This window comes from Vibrio algivorus (assembly GCF_030161215.1).
Classification (GTDB): domain Bacteria; phylum Pseudomonadota; class Gammaproteobacteria; order Enterobacterales; family Vibrionaceae; genus Vibrio; species Vibrio algivorus.
Window position 1 is genome coordinate 102,945 of record NZ_BSPV01000005.1, and the last position, 14,315, is coordinate 117,259.

The 14,315-nt window shown below is 41.8% G+C and carries 12 protein-coding genes; 10 read left to right on the plus strand and 2 right to left on the minus strand.

Going from position 1 to position 14,315, the window contains the following annotated elements:
• The first annotated feature begins 79 nt into the window (after positions 1 to 79).
• From QQJ93_RS08755 to oxyR, 6 genes are all read left to right on the plus strand, one after another.
• Entirely contained in the window at positions 80 to 1,312 is a 1,233-nt protein-coding gene (locus tag QQJ93_RS08755) for an argininosuccinate synthase (protein ID WP_089124969.1), read from the plus strand.
• Between the two features lie 196 nt (positions 1,313 to 1,508).
• On the plus strand, positions 1,509 to 3,383 hold the full coding sequence (gene argH / locus QQJ93_RS08760) for an argininosuccinate lyase (protein WP_089124968.1): 1,875 nt from the start codon (positions 1,509 to 1,511) through the stop codon (positions 3,381 to 3,383).
• A 334-nt stretch (positions 3,384 to 3,717) separates the two neighbouring features.
• On the plus strand, positions 3,718 to 3,957 hold the full coding sequence (locus QQJ93_RS08765) for a DUF1656 domain-containing protein (protein WP_089124967.1): 240 nt from the start codon (positions 3,718 to 3,720) through the stop codon (positions 3,955 to 3,957).
• An 80-nt stretch (positions 3,958 to 4,037) separates the two neighbouring features.
• Positions 4,038 to 4,895 carry an efflux RND transporter periplasmic adaptor subunit gene (locus tag QQJ93_RS08770; protein ID WP_089124966.1) on the plus strand — a complete coding sequence of 286 codons (858 nt, stop codon included), beginning with the start codon at positions 4,038 to 4,040 and terminating at the stop codon, positions 4,893 to 4,895.
• Between the two features lie 12 nt (positions 4,896 to 4,907).
• The gene (locus tag QQJ93_RS08775; protein ID WP_089124965.1) at positions 4,908 to 7,016 is read left to right on the plus strand and encodes an FUSC family protein; all 2,109 of its coding nucleotides are present in this window, start codon (positions 4,908 to 4,910) and stop codon (positions 7,014 to 7,016) included.
• Between the two features lie 367 nt (positions 7,017 to 7,383).
• Complete coding sequence (gene oxyR, locus QQJ93_RS08780; protein ID WP_089124964.1) at positions 7,384 to 8,304, plus strand: DNA-binding transcriptional regulator OxyR; 921 nt, start codon at positions 7,384 to 7,386, stop codon at positions 8,302 to 8,304.
• Positions 8,305 to 8,494: 190 nt separating this feature from the next.
• Here oxyR and QQJ93_RS08785 read toward each other — a convergent pair whose 3' ends face one another.
• Together QQJ93_RS08785 and QQJ93_RS08790 are read right to left on the minus strand one after the other, a co-directional pair.
• Entirely contained in the window at positions 8,495 to 8,641 is a 147-nt protein-coding gene (locus QQJ93_RS08785) for a hypothetical protein (protein WP_284186076.1), read from the minus strand.
• 143 nt (positions 8,642 to 8,784) lie between these two features.
• Positions 8,785 to 11,352: a penicillin-binding protein 1A gene (locus QQJ93_RS08790; RefSeq protein ID WP_089124962.1), complete on the minus strand. Its 2,568-nt coding sequence runs from the start codon at positions 11,350 to 11,352 to the stop codon at positions 8,785 to 8,787.
• A gap of 266 nt (positions 11,353 to 11,618) precedes the next feature.
• Here QQJ93_RS08790 and pilM point away from each other — a divergent pair, with 266 nt between their 5' ends.
• The 4 genes from pilM to QQJ93_RS08810 are packed head-to-tail and all read left to right on the plus strand — an operon-like array spanning position 11,619 to position 14,314.
• Positions 11,619 to 12,635 carry a type IV pilus assembly protein PilM gene (gene pilM, locus QQJ93_RS08795; RefSeq protein ID WP_089124961.1) on the plus strand — a complete coding sequence of 339 codons (1,017 nt, stop codon included), beginning with the start codon at positions 11,619 to 11,621 and terminating at the stop codon, positions 12,633 to 12,635.
• Positions 12,625 to 13,224: a PilN domain-containing protein gene (locus QQJ93_RS08800; RefSeq protein WP_089124960.1), complete on the plus strand. Its 600-nt coding sequence runs from the start codon at positions 12,625 to 12,627 to the stop codon at positions 13,222 to 13,224. Before pilM ends, QQJ93_RS08800 begins: the two co-directional genes overlap by 11 nt.
• Complete coding sequence (locus QQJ93_RS08805; RefSeq protein WP_089124959.1) at positions 13,224 to 13,808, plus strand: type IV pilus inner membrane component PilO; 585 nt, start codon at positions 13,224 to 13,226, stop codon at positions 13,806 to 13,808. Before QQJ93_RS08800 ends, QQJ93_RS08805 begins: the two co-directional genes overlap by 1 nt.
• A complete protein-coding gene (locus tag QQJ93_RS08810; RefSeq protein WP_162497278.1) occupies positions 13,808 to 14,314 on the plus strand; it encodes a pilus assembly protein PilP in 507 nt (168 codons plus the stop codon). The genes QQJ93_RS08805 and QQJ93_RS08810 overlap by 1 nt, the downstream gene beginning before the upstream one ends.
• Position 14,315 lies beyond the last annotated feature (1 nt).

A 14,315-nucleotide genomic window follows, 5' to 3' on the forward strand; every position in this document is an offset into this window, starting at 1 on the left:
GAATTCACCCAAACATGATTCCAGGGAAGGCAATATACCCCACAGTACAACGGGTAAAAATATATTTTGGAGAAGTAACATGGCTAAACTAAGTGTCGATAAAGCAAGCATTAACAAAGTAGTTGTTGCATATTCGGGTGGATTAGATACCTCAGTTATCATTCCATGGTTAAAAGAAAACTATGATTGTGAAGTTGTCGCTTTTGTAGCTGATGTAGGCCAAGGTGATGAAGAGTTAGTGGGCATTGAAGAAAAAGCCATCGCGTCAGGGGCATCAGAATGCTACATCGCTGACCTTAAAGAAGAGATGGTGGCGGATTACATTTACCCAACGCTAAAAACGGGTGCTTACTATGAAGGTAAATACCTATTAGGTACGTCAATGGCGCGTCCAATCATTGCTAAAGCCCAAGTAGAAGTGGCACGTAAAGTGGGGGCTGATGCGTTATGTCATGGTTGTACTGGTAAAGGTAATGACCAAGTTCGTTTTGAAGGTGCTTTTGCGGCGCTTGCCCCAGATCTACATGTGATTGCGCCTTGGCGTGAGTGGGACTTAGTAAGCCGTGAGGAATGTTTAGACTACCTTGCTGAGCGTAATATTCCTTGTACCGCTTCTCTAACTAAAATCTATTCACGTGATGCGAATGCATGGCACATCTCAACTGAAGGTGGCGTGCTGGAAGATACTTGGAATGCACCGAATGATGATTGCTGGGCATGGACAGTCGATCCTGAGCAAGCACCGGATCAAGCAGAATATGTAACATTGAAAGTAGAAAAAGGCGCAGTAGTTGAAGTTGATGGCCAAGCACTTTCTCCTTACCAAGCTCTAGTGGCGCTAAACGAAAAAGGTGTGAAGCATGGTGTTGGTCGTATTGATATCGTAGAAAACCGTTTAGTTGGTATGAAATCTCGTGGTTGTTATGAAACTCCAGGAGGCACGATCATGATGGAAGCGCTTCGTGCGGTTGAGCAGTTAGTGCTTGATAAAGCGTCTTTTGAATTCCGTGAAGAGTTGGCGGTAAAAGCTTCTCATCTTGTTTATGATGGCCGTTGGTTCACGCCATTGTGTAAATCTCTTCTTGCCGCAACTGAAGAGTTGGCACAAGATGTGAACGGTGAAGTGGTGATTAAACTATACAAAGGTCAAGCAACAGTTACACAGAAACGTTCAGATAACAGCTTGTACTCTGAAGAGTTTGCTACTTTTGGTGATGATACTGTATACGACCAAAGCCACGCAGGCGGATTTATTCGTTTGTACTCACTAGCAAGCCGTATTCGTGCGTTGAACGAAGCGAAGAAGAAGTAAAAACGAGTCTCGTGGCTCGAATGCTCGTGAATCGATAGTGTGCGCTTTGATTCATGAGCATTGGTTTAACTATATTGAATACCAAACACCCTAAAAATATAAAATAAAGTGGAAATTCGAGAAGCGTAGCGCTCTAGCTACGAGAAACGAAGTGTTCGAAACTCGACAATACAATGGATTAAGCAGGAGATTCACAATGGCATTATGGGGCGGAAGGTTTACCCAAGCAGCAGACACTCGGTTTAAGCAGTTCAATGACTCATTGCGCTTTGATTACCGATTGGCTGAGCAAGACATTGTGGGGTCGATTGCTTGGTCTAAATCTTTGTTATCAGTTGGCGTATTAACAGAGGAAGAGCAGCAAAGATTAGAGCTAGCACTGAATGAATTGAAACTGGCGGTGATGGAAGATCCCGAGCAGATTCTAAAGTCAGATGCAGAAGATATTCATAGCTGGGTAGAAACACAACTGATTAGCCGTGTCGGTGATTTGGGCAAAAAACTGCATACTGGTCGTTCGCGTAATGACCAAGTGGCGACCGATTTAAAACTGTGGTGTCGTCAGCAGGGTCATCAGCTATTAATGGCACTCGATCGCCTGCAATCACAAATGGTGTCGGTGGCGCGTGAACATCAAGCGACGGTACTTCCTGGCTATACTCACTTACAACGAGCTCAGCCTGTGACCTTTGCTCACTGGTGTCTGGCTTATGTCGAAATGTTTGAGCGTGATTATTCTCGTTTAGATGATGCGATTAAGCGTCTTGATACCTGTCCACTTGGTTCTGGAGCGCTAGCGGGTACTGCTTATCCTATGGATCGTGAGCAACTGGCTCATAACTTAGGTTTCCAACGTGCCACTCGTAACAGCTTGGATTCTGTATCTGACCGTGATCATGTGATGGAGCTGATGTCGATTGCTTCGATTTCCATGTTGCACCTTTCCCGCCTGGCTGAAGATATGATCTTCTACAACTCGGGTGAATCTGGTTTTATTGAATTGGCTGATACCGTCACTTCCGGCTCATCATTAATGCCACAGAAGAAAAACCCAGATGCGCTTGAACTAATCCGAGGTAAAACTGGCCGAGTATATGGTTCGCTTGCTGCCATGATGATGACAGTAAAAGCGCTGCCATTGGCGTATAACAAAGACATGCAAGAAGATAAGGAAGGGTTGTTTGATGCGCTCGATACTTGGAATGATTGTATGGAAATGGCCGCATTATGTTTTGATGGCATTAAAGTGAATGGCGAGCGTACTCTAGAAGCAGCGAAGCAAGGTTATGCTAACTCAACTGAGCTGGCTGATTATTTAGTCGCTAAAGGCATTCCATTCCGTGAAGCACACCATATTGTCGGCGTGGCGGTAGTCAGCGCAATTGAACAATCTTGCGCACTAGAAGAATTATCACTTGAGCAACTTAAAGCTTTCTCTTCTGTGATTGAATCGGATGTATATAACATTCTTACTATTGAATCGTGTTTAGAAAAACGTTCAGCATTAGGCGGTGTATCACCTAAACAAGTGAATTATGCGGTGACTCAAGCTCAGAAACGCTTGGATGAACGCGATAATTCTGGTGTGACGGTTCGCGCCGCACGTTTAACCGATATCGATGCACTTGAAGGCATGGTGGCTTATTGGGCTGGTCTAGGTGAGAACTTACCACGTAGCCGTAATGAATTGATTCGTGATATTGGCTCGTTTGCAGTATCTGAGCATCATGGTGAAGTCACTGGCTGTGCTTCCTTGTATGTCTATGACTCTGGTCTAGCGGAAATTCGTTCATTAGGCATTGAAGCCGGTTGGCAAGGCCAAGGCCAAGGTGCGGCGATTATTAAACATTTGGTGGATAAAGCACGTCAAATGGCGATTAAAAAGGTATTCGTGTTAACTCGTGTACCTGAGTTCTTTATGAAGCAAGACTTCATTCCAACTTCGAAAACATTGTTACCGGAAAAAGTATTAAAAGACTGTGACCAATGTCCTCGTCAACATGCTTGTGATGAAGTTGCATTAGAGATTAACTTGAATGAACAAGTGATCATGAAGGTAAGTGTTGCTTAGACGCAAATAATTAATAGTAGTTTTAATACATTTTGGTGGCTGCTTTTTGTACTAATCCTGCGTAAGCCATGTAAAAAAACAACTAACCTTTGTTTTGTCTTTGGCGTATAATCTGCCCCAAGCTAGTTTATCAGCTTGGGGTTGTTTGTATTTTACATAAACACTTTTCTAATTATCCCCTTACCAATTTATGAACTAGTCGCCATACTATTTCTCTTCTGGCATCTAATCGCTTAAACGCTAATATCATAAAAGGACATTATGTTTGCGTTCACTCTAGGGTGAAACGTTGGCGTACTCGATTTTATGATTATGACTTATCAAAGGTGTGCGTTTGAACGTTGAATTTCTTCAAGTAGGTCTTCCTATCTCCGATTTAATCGTCGGTGCTTCACTGTATTTTCCACCAATATTTAAAGCCTTTTTACTGGGTATATTGCTGTGGGGAGTTATTCATCGGTTATTAAGAAACTGGATGTATTCTGGTGAGGTATGGCACCCGACGTTAATGGATCTATCCTTGTTTGTGTTATCAGTCTTCGTCGCTTTAATCTTAATTATGCGGGTGACATGATTGGTACATAAAATATGGGTAGTACTTTGTAATTTTATCTAAAACTCTAATCACAAAAGGTCGATCGACCTAGGTAATGTATGAAATTTAAAACGTTAAGATATTTTTCAACTGTCGCTGTGTTTACCGTGGCTTTGTGTGCAGCTTGGTGGATGTGGAATTACTATATGCAATCACCTTGGACTCGTGATGGTAAGATCCGTGCTGATGTCGTAGATATTGCTTCTAGCGTTAATGGTACTGTGGCTTCGCTACATGTTGAAGATAATCAGTTTGTTAAAAAAGGCGGCTTGCTGATGACCATTGATCCTGAACCTTTCTTGATTGAAATTGATGAAGCGAAAGCCGCTTTAGAAACCGCGCAAGCCAATGCAGAAAATGCTCAGCGTGAGTACACTCGCCGTCGCAATATGAAAGAAAGTACTATTTCTAAAGAAGAACTGGAGTCAGCACAAAGCAATGCCAAAGCAACTGCAGCGCAATATAAGTCAGCTCAAGCGGCATTAGCGAAAGCTGAGTGGAAGCTACGAGAAACCAAAGTATATGCGCCAGTTGATGGTTATATTAGCCACCTAAAAGTACGTGAAGGTCGTTATGCTATTTTGGGAATTCCTTTAATTGGACTTATTGATGCCAATTCATTTTATGTACAAGGTTACTTTGAAGAAACCAAATTAAAACATATTCAAGAAGGTAGCCAGGCGGATATTACTTTGTTCTCTTCGAATCAAAAATTAACTGGAGAAGTGGAAAGCATTGGTCGGGGTATTGTCGATCAAAGCGAAGCTACGTCTTCTGAACTCCTTGCTAATATCAAACCAAACGTACCTTGGGTACAGTTAGCTCAACGTGTTCCTGTACGTATTAAATTGACCGAACTACCGGAAGATCTGCGCTTAATAGCGGGTACTACTTGTAGCATTTCAATTCATTACTAATTTGAGTGAATTATGAGCTTTCATTGGTTAGATTGGTCACAAACTCCATGGGGAAGGGCAACGGCTTCTCAATGGCGATATGCGATTCGCAATGCGTTGGCATTAACATTGGCCTTATATGTGTCGTTTGTGCTCGATCTAGAGCAGCCATATTGGGCATTAACCTCTGCGGCAGTGGTGAGTTTTCCAACGTTTGGTAGTGTGATTAGTAAAAGCTTGGGCCGTATATTTGGTAGTTTATTAGGCGCTTTTGCTACCTATCATATTGTTGGCCATACTTTAAATGACCCATGGTTATTTACCTTTTATATGTCGCTGTGGATGGCTATCTGTACTTATATAGCCAGTCACTATGAAAACAATGTTTCTTATGCTTTTCAGTTAGCAGGTTATACTGCGGCCATTATTGGTTATACAACAGTGAATAGCACCGATACTCACATGCTATTTGAAGTTACTCAGGCGCGCGTGTGTGAAGTCATTGTCGGTATTTTGTGTAGTGGCATGATGATGATGATCTTACCGAGCACTTCAGATGGTGTGACACTAATTAGTACGCTACGCCAGATGCATGCCAAATTACTTGAACATTTTGAATTGCTCTCACATCCTGAATCCTATCATCCAGACGTTCATAATAAAGATCTTCATGACAAGATCCGCCTTTCCCATGAGACGGTGATTGGCAAAATCCTTTCCATGAATTTATTACGAGTGCAAGCTTATTGGAGCCATTACCAATTACGTTATCAAGACAGTTATCTTAATCACTTATTGCAGCAACAACTGCAAATGACCAGTCATATTTCTAGTTTGCGTAGAATGCTGGTGAACTGGCCACATCCGCCAGAAAATCTCTCTAGTGTTTTGCTGGATATTCAACAAGGTTTAAAAACAGGCCAGTTGAATCAATACAGCCTAGCGCAGAAGTTGGCATTAATTAAACCATTACGTGATGATGATTTTCGCCACCATGCTTTTTGGTTGCGTTTATGCCAGTTTTGTAAACTGTATTTACGTTGTTCTGATACCTTACATTCGATTGAAAATATGTCTCCAGGCCATCAACGTTCGTTAGGAGTAGTACCGAAACGCAGCCGAATTCGTCGTCATACCGATAATACAGAAGCTTTATACAACGGGCTGCGTACCTTTGTTTGTTTAGTTGCTTGTAGTTGGTTTTGGATTAACTCTCAATGGGATATGGGGGCAGGGGCTGCAACCCTAGCAGCAGTGAGTTGTTTATTAAACTCTACCAGCCCTGCGCCTATGGTTGCGATTACGACCATGTTCCGTTCAGTGTTATGGCTTTGTGTTGCTGTATTTATTTTGAAATTTGGCATTTTGCTGCAAATTAGTACCTTTGGGCCATTCGCCATCTTATTGATCCTAGCGGTAATAACCATGGAGCTAAAAAAGCTTCAATCGGTTCGAAATGCAGGTCTATGGGGGATCTTGATCGTGTTTATGGGAACTTTTATTGCGATTACTAACCCACCTACGTATGACTATCAAAGTTTTGTGAACACTTGCCTCAGTATGATTGTTGGAATCTTATTCTCAGCAGTGGCATTTCATGTATTTAAGCCGAGTTCAGACCGTCGTAAAGGGTTGCGTATTGCTAAATCATTAAGACGTGACGTATTGACTCAGTTAAGTTCTCGTTCAGGAATGGGGCATTATGAATTTGAATCTTTAATCTATAATCGCGTTAACCGCTTAAGCCAAAGTAAAGACCAATGTACTCGCTTAGGGTTATTACGCTTAGGTGTGGTGACATTGAACTGTCAGCATGCTGTTTATCAACTAAAAACAATGCAATCAGTAATAGCGGCTGAAACACTGAAAATGGCTGAAGGTTATTTATATCAAGTCTATAACTCGATGAAGATAAAGCAGGCTTGGTTTATTACTCATAATTGGGAATTCCACTATTCCCATGATGAAGCGCAATTACAGAAATCACTTAATTCATTGATGCAATTGAGTGAATCATTGGCAAGTGAAGGGCAAATAGCAATATCTGGTGTTGTTTGGCGTTTGTATTGTAGTTTACTGCAATTACAACAAGTGAATGTAGCAGGTGATGGAAAAAGTTTGGAACTTAAAACTCAACCTTGAGTCTTAATAAATACCACTGCTTTTTCTTAATTTAAATCCTGTGATTAAAAATTTAAGATGGCCCCGTATTCAAATTTGAAGTACGGGGTTTTTTGTTTTTATCAATTTTTATTCATCAATGCTGTTACCAATCTGAGCTTCTTGACCAATCTTGTTTTAAATCGTTATTTGAAAAGTAGTAAGCAGCATGTAAGCCATCTTGGATTTTAGAGATTTGTTTGATTAATTTTTTCATTACTTACCTCGAAAAAAAAGAGGCCAAAGGGGTAGCCTCAAAGTAGTGAAGTGCGTTTATTTGTTTCTATTATGATGAAAAATTTTTGATAGCCCCAATCGTTTAGTGCTATTGTTTTGATAGTTTTTTACTATGGAGTTGTGTGTGAATATCCGTGATTTTGAATATTTAGTTGCACTAGCGGAACATAAACATTTTCGTAAAGCGGCGGAAGCGTGTTTTGTTAGCCAGCCGACGTTAAGTGGTCAAATTAGAAAAATGGAAGATGAGCTAGGTACTTCGTTACTTGAGCGTAGTAGCCGTCGAGTCTTATTTACTGATTCCGGTTTACAACTGGTATCTCAAGCTAAGCGAGTATTGGCTGAGGTGAAAACCTTTACTGATATGGCCAATTTGCAAGGCAAAGAAATGAGTGGGCCACTGCATATTGGTTTTATCCCAACTATTGGCCCTTATTTGTTACCACGGATCATTCAACCATTAAAAAAGGCTTTTCCTGATCTCGAATTATTTTTGCATGAAGCGCAAACTAATCAATTAGTGAGACAATTAGAAGAGGGGCGTTTAGATTGTATCGTTCTTGCTTCGGTTGCGGAGACGCAGCCCTTTATTGAGCTTGAAATATTTGATGAGCCATTAATGATGGCGGTACCCGAAGCGCATCCATGGGCTGAAAAGACAGAGTTAGAAATGGAACAATTAAAAGGCCATACCGTACTCTCTCTTGGCGATGGTCATTGCTTGCGTGATCAAGCTTTAGGTTTTTGTTTTGCAGCAGGTGCTAATGATGATGACCGTTTTAAAGCGACCAGTTTAGAAACCTTACGGAATATGGTAGCAGCTGGTGGTGGTGTCACTTTATTACCACAATTGTCAGTTCCTAAAGAGAAAATTAAAGATGGTGTGTGTTATTTAAAAGCGATCAACCCCACGCCTAGTCGCAAAGTGGTTCTTGCTTATCGGCCGGGTTCACCATTAAGAAAGCGTTTTGAGCAGCTTGCTGAATTTATTGCATGTAATCTGAAGCAAAATAATACCAATTCCAGTAAATAAATGGTCTAAATTGGCGTAGAGAAAAAGCTTGATAACAAGGCATAAAATTTCTGTTAGTAGTGGTTTTACAGACAAATTTTATAACGAAGTTAGCGAGTTTTTAACAAGCCAAGATGATCTGCTATTTGTTGGAATTGGTATATACCCAAGTGACTTCAAGATGCAGAATTCAGAGCTATCATCCAAACCTTTAAGCAAGGAAGATTGGCGAAGGAATGTAAGCACCTTTCAAACCAATCTGACGCGGCATAAAGGTTTGGATGAAGCTCCCGAAGGGCAAGTTCAAACAAGCTTTATGCCGCGTTGAATTGAGTAGAGATAGAATAACTATGATCATATTCAATTTGCCTTGCCTAAAGCTTGTTTTATTCTTGCTGAAACTCGCATCTTGAAGTTACTTGGGTATAGATATTGAATAAAAAAGAGGCCATCGTTTATATCGATGGCCTCTCTGTTATTTAGATACTCTTAAAGTAAGAGTTAGAATAAGCTATCGCCATCTTCATCTTCGGAATAGAGATCGGTACCTTGATCTTCTACTACTGACTCCGTTGGCTGAGTACCCGCTTCAAAGTATTCCCACATTGAAGAATCATCATTTTTATCGGTGAGTAGGCCACTGTCACGGTCAATACGCACACGAATAATTCCTGGTGGTAGTTGCTTTTCTTGTTCAGGTATATCTTTCAAGGCAACTTTCATAAACTCAACCCAAGCTGGTTGAGCCGTGGTTGCACCCGATTCACCGCCATTATATTGCTCTTTGCGATCAAAGTTTGCGTTAGCAGCTGTATAACCTAGTGGGCGGTTAGCGCCATCAAAGCCTACCCAAGTACTCGCAACAATGCCTGGAGCATAGCCATTATACCAAGTATCGACTGAGTCGTTGGTGGTACCGGTTTTACCTCCGATATCACGGCGTTTTAATACTTGCCCACGCCAGCCTGTACCGTTCCAGCCAGTGCCGTTACTCCAAACACCCCCGCCCCAAATATTGCTGTACATCATTTCACGTACGAGAAATGCGGTTTGTGGAGAAATCACTTTTTCAGCGTATTTAGGCTGTTCTTCAGTACCTTGATCATCCACTACGATAGGCTCGTGTGAACAGTTATTTTCACACACTTTCGTAGGGTTTGAACGGAAAATTAAATCACCGTATGGACTGTTAACGTGATCAATATAATAAGGTTCTACGTAGTAACCACCGTTGGCGAATACTGCAATACCTTGTGCCATTTTGATTGGCGTTAAGCTACCAGCGCCCAGTGCGATAGTTTCTGAGTGCGGCAGTTTTTCCGGGTCGAAACCAAAGCGAGGTAGGTAGTCTAGTACATTATCTAGGCCAACACGGCGTAGCGTACGTACTGCCATTACGTTTTTCGATTGAGCTAAACCACGGCGTAGCATGGTTGGGCCTAAATAGACCGGTGGTGAGTTCTTAGGACGCCATGCAGTACCTTGACCTTCATCCCACTGGTTAATTGGGGCATCGTTAATTAAGGTTGCTAAGGTTAAGCCTTTATCTATTGCAGATGAGTAAATGAAAGGTTTAATACTCGAACCTACTTGACGCTCCGCCATAGTGGCACGGTCAAACTTACTGTGAACAAAGTTGAAACCACCAACTAATGATAGTACTGCGCCGTCATCAGGGTTCAATGCGACAAAAGCAGTATTCACAATAGGAACTTGGCTTAATTGCCAGGTTGAATTAGCCATTGGATCAACGGCTTCTTCTTCGGCGTTTGCTTGTTGGTCTAAAGCATTTTCCGTTTCTTCTGCCGTAGGTTTATCTTCCAAAACGCCCATTGGACGAACCCAGATTTGCTGACCGATTTCTAGCATGTCAGCTGCTTTAGTTGGCGCTGGACCTTGACGTTTATCGTTATAATATTTACGCGCCCATTTTAAACCATCCCATTCGATGGTTTGTTCACCGCGGTTTTTGATGTAGACGGTGGCTGAGCGTTGAGAAATACCGGTTACCAGAGCAGGGTGGATCAAACCAAAAGTCGGCTTGTCTTTTAGGTATTTATCCATTTGCTCTTGAGTAAAGGCGGTATCTTGTGGTTTCCAAGCCACTGCCTCAGCGCCGCGGTAGCCATGACGTTCGTCATAGTTAAGTAGATTACCAATCGCAGCTTGGTTTGCGGCTTCTTGCAAGTTGGATTTTACCGTAGTGTAAACCTGCATACCTGAGCTATAAGCATCTTCACCGTAACGTTTTACTGCCCAACTACGTGCTAATTCAGCTACATAAGGGGCATTCACTTCAATATGAGCGCCATGATATTTGCCATCAATAGGTTCAGCATCGGCAGCATCAAACTCTTCTTGAGTGATGTATTTTTCTTCTAGCATACGAAGCAATACAACATGACGGCGAGTTTTCGCACGATCAATTGAGTAGATAGGGTTCATGGTTGATGGCGCTTTCGGAAGACCGGCAATAATCGCCATTTCACCTAGGGTCAAATCTTTCGGTTCTTTACCAAAATAACTTAAAGAAGCTGCACCTACACCATAAGAGCGATATCCCAAATAAATTTTGTTGAGATACAGCTCTAGGATCTCCTGTTTATTCAGAATTTGCTCAATATGAATCGCGATGAAAATCTCTTTGATTTTACGCATGATCTTTTTGTCATTCGACAAGAAGAAGTTACGCGCAAGCTGCTGAGTAATTGTACTCGCGCCTTGTTTTGCTGAGCCAGACATTGCCACCACGACAGCGGCACGCACGATACCAATCGGGTCAATACCATAGTGTTGATAATAGCGGCTATCTTCTGTTGCGATGAAGGCTTCTTGCATCTGCAGAGGAATATCATCGAGCTTAAGAGGGATGCGTCGTTTTTCACCAAACTGAGCAATCAGCTTTCCATCTTGGCTATAGACTTGCATTGGAGTTTGCAGTTGTACGTTTTTCAAAGTTGCAACGTCTGGGAGCTGAGGTTTTAGGTAGTAATAGAACCCAAAAATTGTGGTCACTCCAAGAATCATGCAAACAAATGAAAAAATGAGCAATGGCTTTATGAACTTCACCGGATATTCCCTGATTGAGTAAGGATGTGTCGATATAAACACCTGTACAGTAGGTGCACATATTAGCATATCGCTAAAAAAATGCGTTCTTAACTTTTATTTCAATTCAATAAAGAACCTTCATTTCAATAAGGGATTTAGCTCCCATAACTGAAGTGATGTGAATTTTAGTAAATCGGCCTATCGGTTTACTAAATGGTTAAGTGCGCTTATTTATTCATCCAACCTTTGTTGAGGAGTGATTCCTCTAGCTGGAGCCTAGCAATATGGGTAAATCTTTCGTCACGGGCATCGATATTGGTCACCATAGTATTAAAGCTGTGGTTATGAAACCCGCTGGAGAACTGTTTGAACTGGTGAGTTACAAAGAGGTGCCAGCAACGGAGGCTATTTTTTCAGATAACCATACCTTTGATCATCAAGAGATTGTCAAAAAACTAAAAGAGTTAAAAAAACAGCTGCCGATGATGGCCAGAAATGTTGTGTTATCCGTTCCAGACAATGCGGTGATCAGCAAAGTTCTGCATATTGATAGTGAGTTGGAGGAGCGAGAAAAAGAATTCGCTATTTACCAAGTGTTTGGTCAGCAATCGCCTTTCCCGGTGGAAGATTTAAGCTTGGATTATGTCAAAGTGGAATCGGATACTTTAAAACGAGCACCGACTTCGACGTATCAAGTTTATGCTACTCGTAAAGAAGTGATAGAAAGTCGCATGGATGCGGTGAAAAAATCCGGCTTCAAGCCCATTGTGATGGACATACAAGCCCATGGCCTGCTTCGTGTATGGCAATTGGCGACTCAAGTTGACCCAACCAAACAAAGTTGGTTGCTAGTTGATATCGGTCATAGCCAAACTTCATTATGTATTGCTCCAAATAATCGCCCTGCTTATTACAAAGACCTTCCTTTTGGTACGCAAAATATCAAGCCCTCGATGGCATTCAATCTCGATAGTGACTCACCAAGTGTTGAATTGAATCAGCAAGATGAATTTATTGCCGAATTAGCGGAGCGTTTAACTCGCCAGCTTAGTATGTATGGCTCGGTTAACCAGCAACAAAAAATTGAAGGGGTTTGGTTAACCGGTGGCGGCGCAACCTTAGCAGCGATTGATGAATATTTATCAGAAAAGCTCGATCTTGCGGTTGAGGTGCTTGATCCATTAAAGCTGTTACAAGGCAAAGTGAAAAATAATATTGAATCAGAAGCATGCACCTTTAGCGTGGCGGCTGGATTAGCCATACGCGGCATTCAATGGCAAGGAGGAAAGCATGTTGCATGATATTAACCTATTGCCATGGCGAGAGGAGAAGCGTCAACAGTATAAGCAGCGCTTCTATGGAATGGTGGTACTAGGGATCTTGGCCGCATTGATGCTGCAATGGTTTGCCAGCTTATATATCGATCATTTAAAAGATCAGCAAAAGAGTCGTAATCAACAACTGCAAGCTTATATCACCAAACTTGATAAAGAGTTAGTGAATCTAAAAGAAATTGAAGCCAAACATAAGTCGATATTAACTCGGTTAAGGTTGGTTGAATCGCTACAAAATGAACGAAATAAAACCACGGATTTTATGAACCTTATGCCGGAATTAGTTCCAGAAGGCGTTTATGTCGACAAGATAAAAATGAGTGGTAGAGAAGTAGAAATGGCTGGAGTGAGTGATAGTACCGCTCGTCTGGCGACTATGCTGGATAACTTCGAAAACTCTATGTGGTTAGTCGATGTGGAAATGCATTCAATAATTTCAGGGAAGGTACTTTTTGGTAAGAAGTTTCAAAGTTTTAAATTGTCATTTCGTTTTGAAGAAGAACCGCCAGAACAAGCTAAAGATGGACAGACTATTGCTAAACAAGGAGGTCAGTAATGGTCGATTTTCGAGAACTTGATTTTGAAGATATGCCGGAATGGCCACTACTTCCTCAGTTATTGGCGATTGGCGCTTTGGTGATCGTTCTACAAGTTGTTGGTGCCTGGTTTTATCTATCTCCACAACAAGATGAGCTTGAACAGATTCGTCAACAAGAAGTCACGCTAAAAAGCTCAATTCGTATTAAAGCGGCCAAAGTGGCAGCACTACCACAACTACAAGCGCAACTCGATGAATTGAATACTCGCTATCAATATTTATTAAAGCAGTTACCTGTACAAAAAGAGTTGGCGAGCATGCTGTCTTCAGTCAACGACATTGGTATTAAAAATGATTTGAGCTTTACCCGAGTAGATTGGGGTGAAAAACAAGTGCAGGAGTTTTTATATCGTTTACCGCTCAATATTGAGCTTACCGGGGCTTATAACAACATCGGCCAGTTCTCAGAAGCCGTTGCCAAATTGCCACGCATTATCAGCTTGCACAATGTGGAGTGGCAACGAGTGAGTCAAGAAAGTAGCACGTTGCATTTCCGTGTTCGTGCTTATACCTACCAGTTTAAGCCGGAGGATAGCCAATGATGAAATCAAATTTGATGATGCTTTCTACGTTGGTATTGGTTGGTTGTCAGCAATCAAATGATTCGATTCCTAATTTTATTTCTCAAGTGGAAAATCAATCGCGCAAAGAAATTGCTCAGTTGGAGCCAGAAAAGCCGTTTAAAGCGACGCAATATAGCGGCACGAGTTTACGAGCACCTTTTAGTTTACCTGCTATTGCGGTGGCCAATCAGCCTCGTACTAAGCAAGATTGCTGGCAACCGGGATTGCGTAGTAAGACGGGTCAGCTTGAGCAGTACCCACTAGAGCAATTACATCTCAGAGGGGTAATGGGAAGCAAAGATGACATTTCTGGCTTAGTACAAACTCCGAAAGGCACTTTAGTGAAGGTTCAACCTGGAGAATATGTTGGATTGAATAACGGTAAGGTGGCTCAAGTGACACCAAAATTTATTTTGATCAAAGAGACACTCCCAGATGGATTGGGGTGTTGGCAGCAGCGAAACGTTAAGTTAGCGCTGAAGTAAT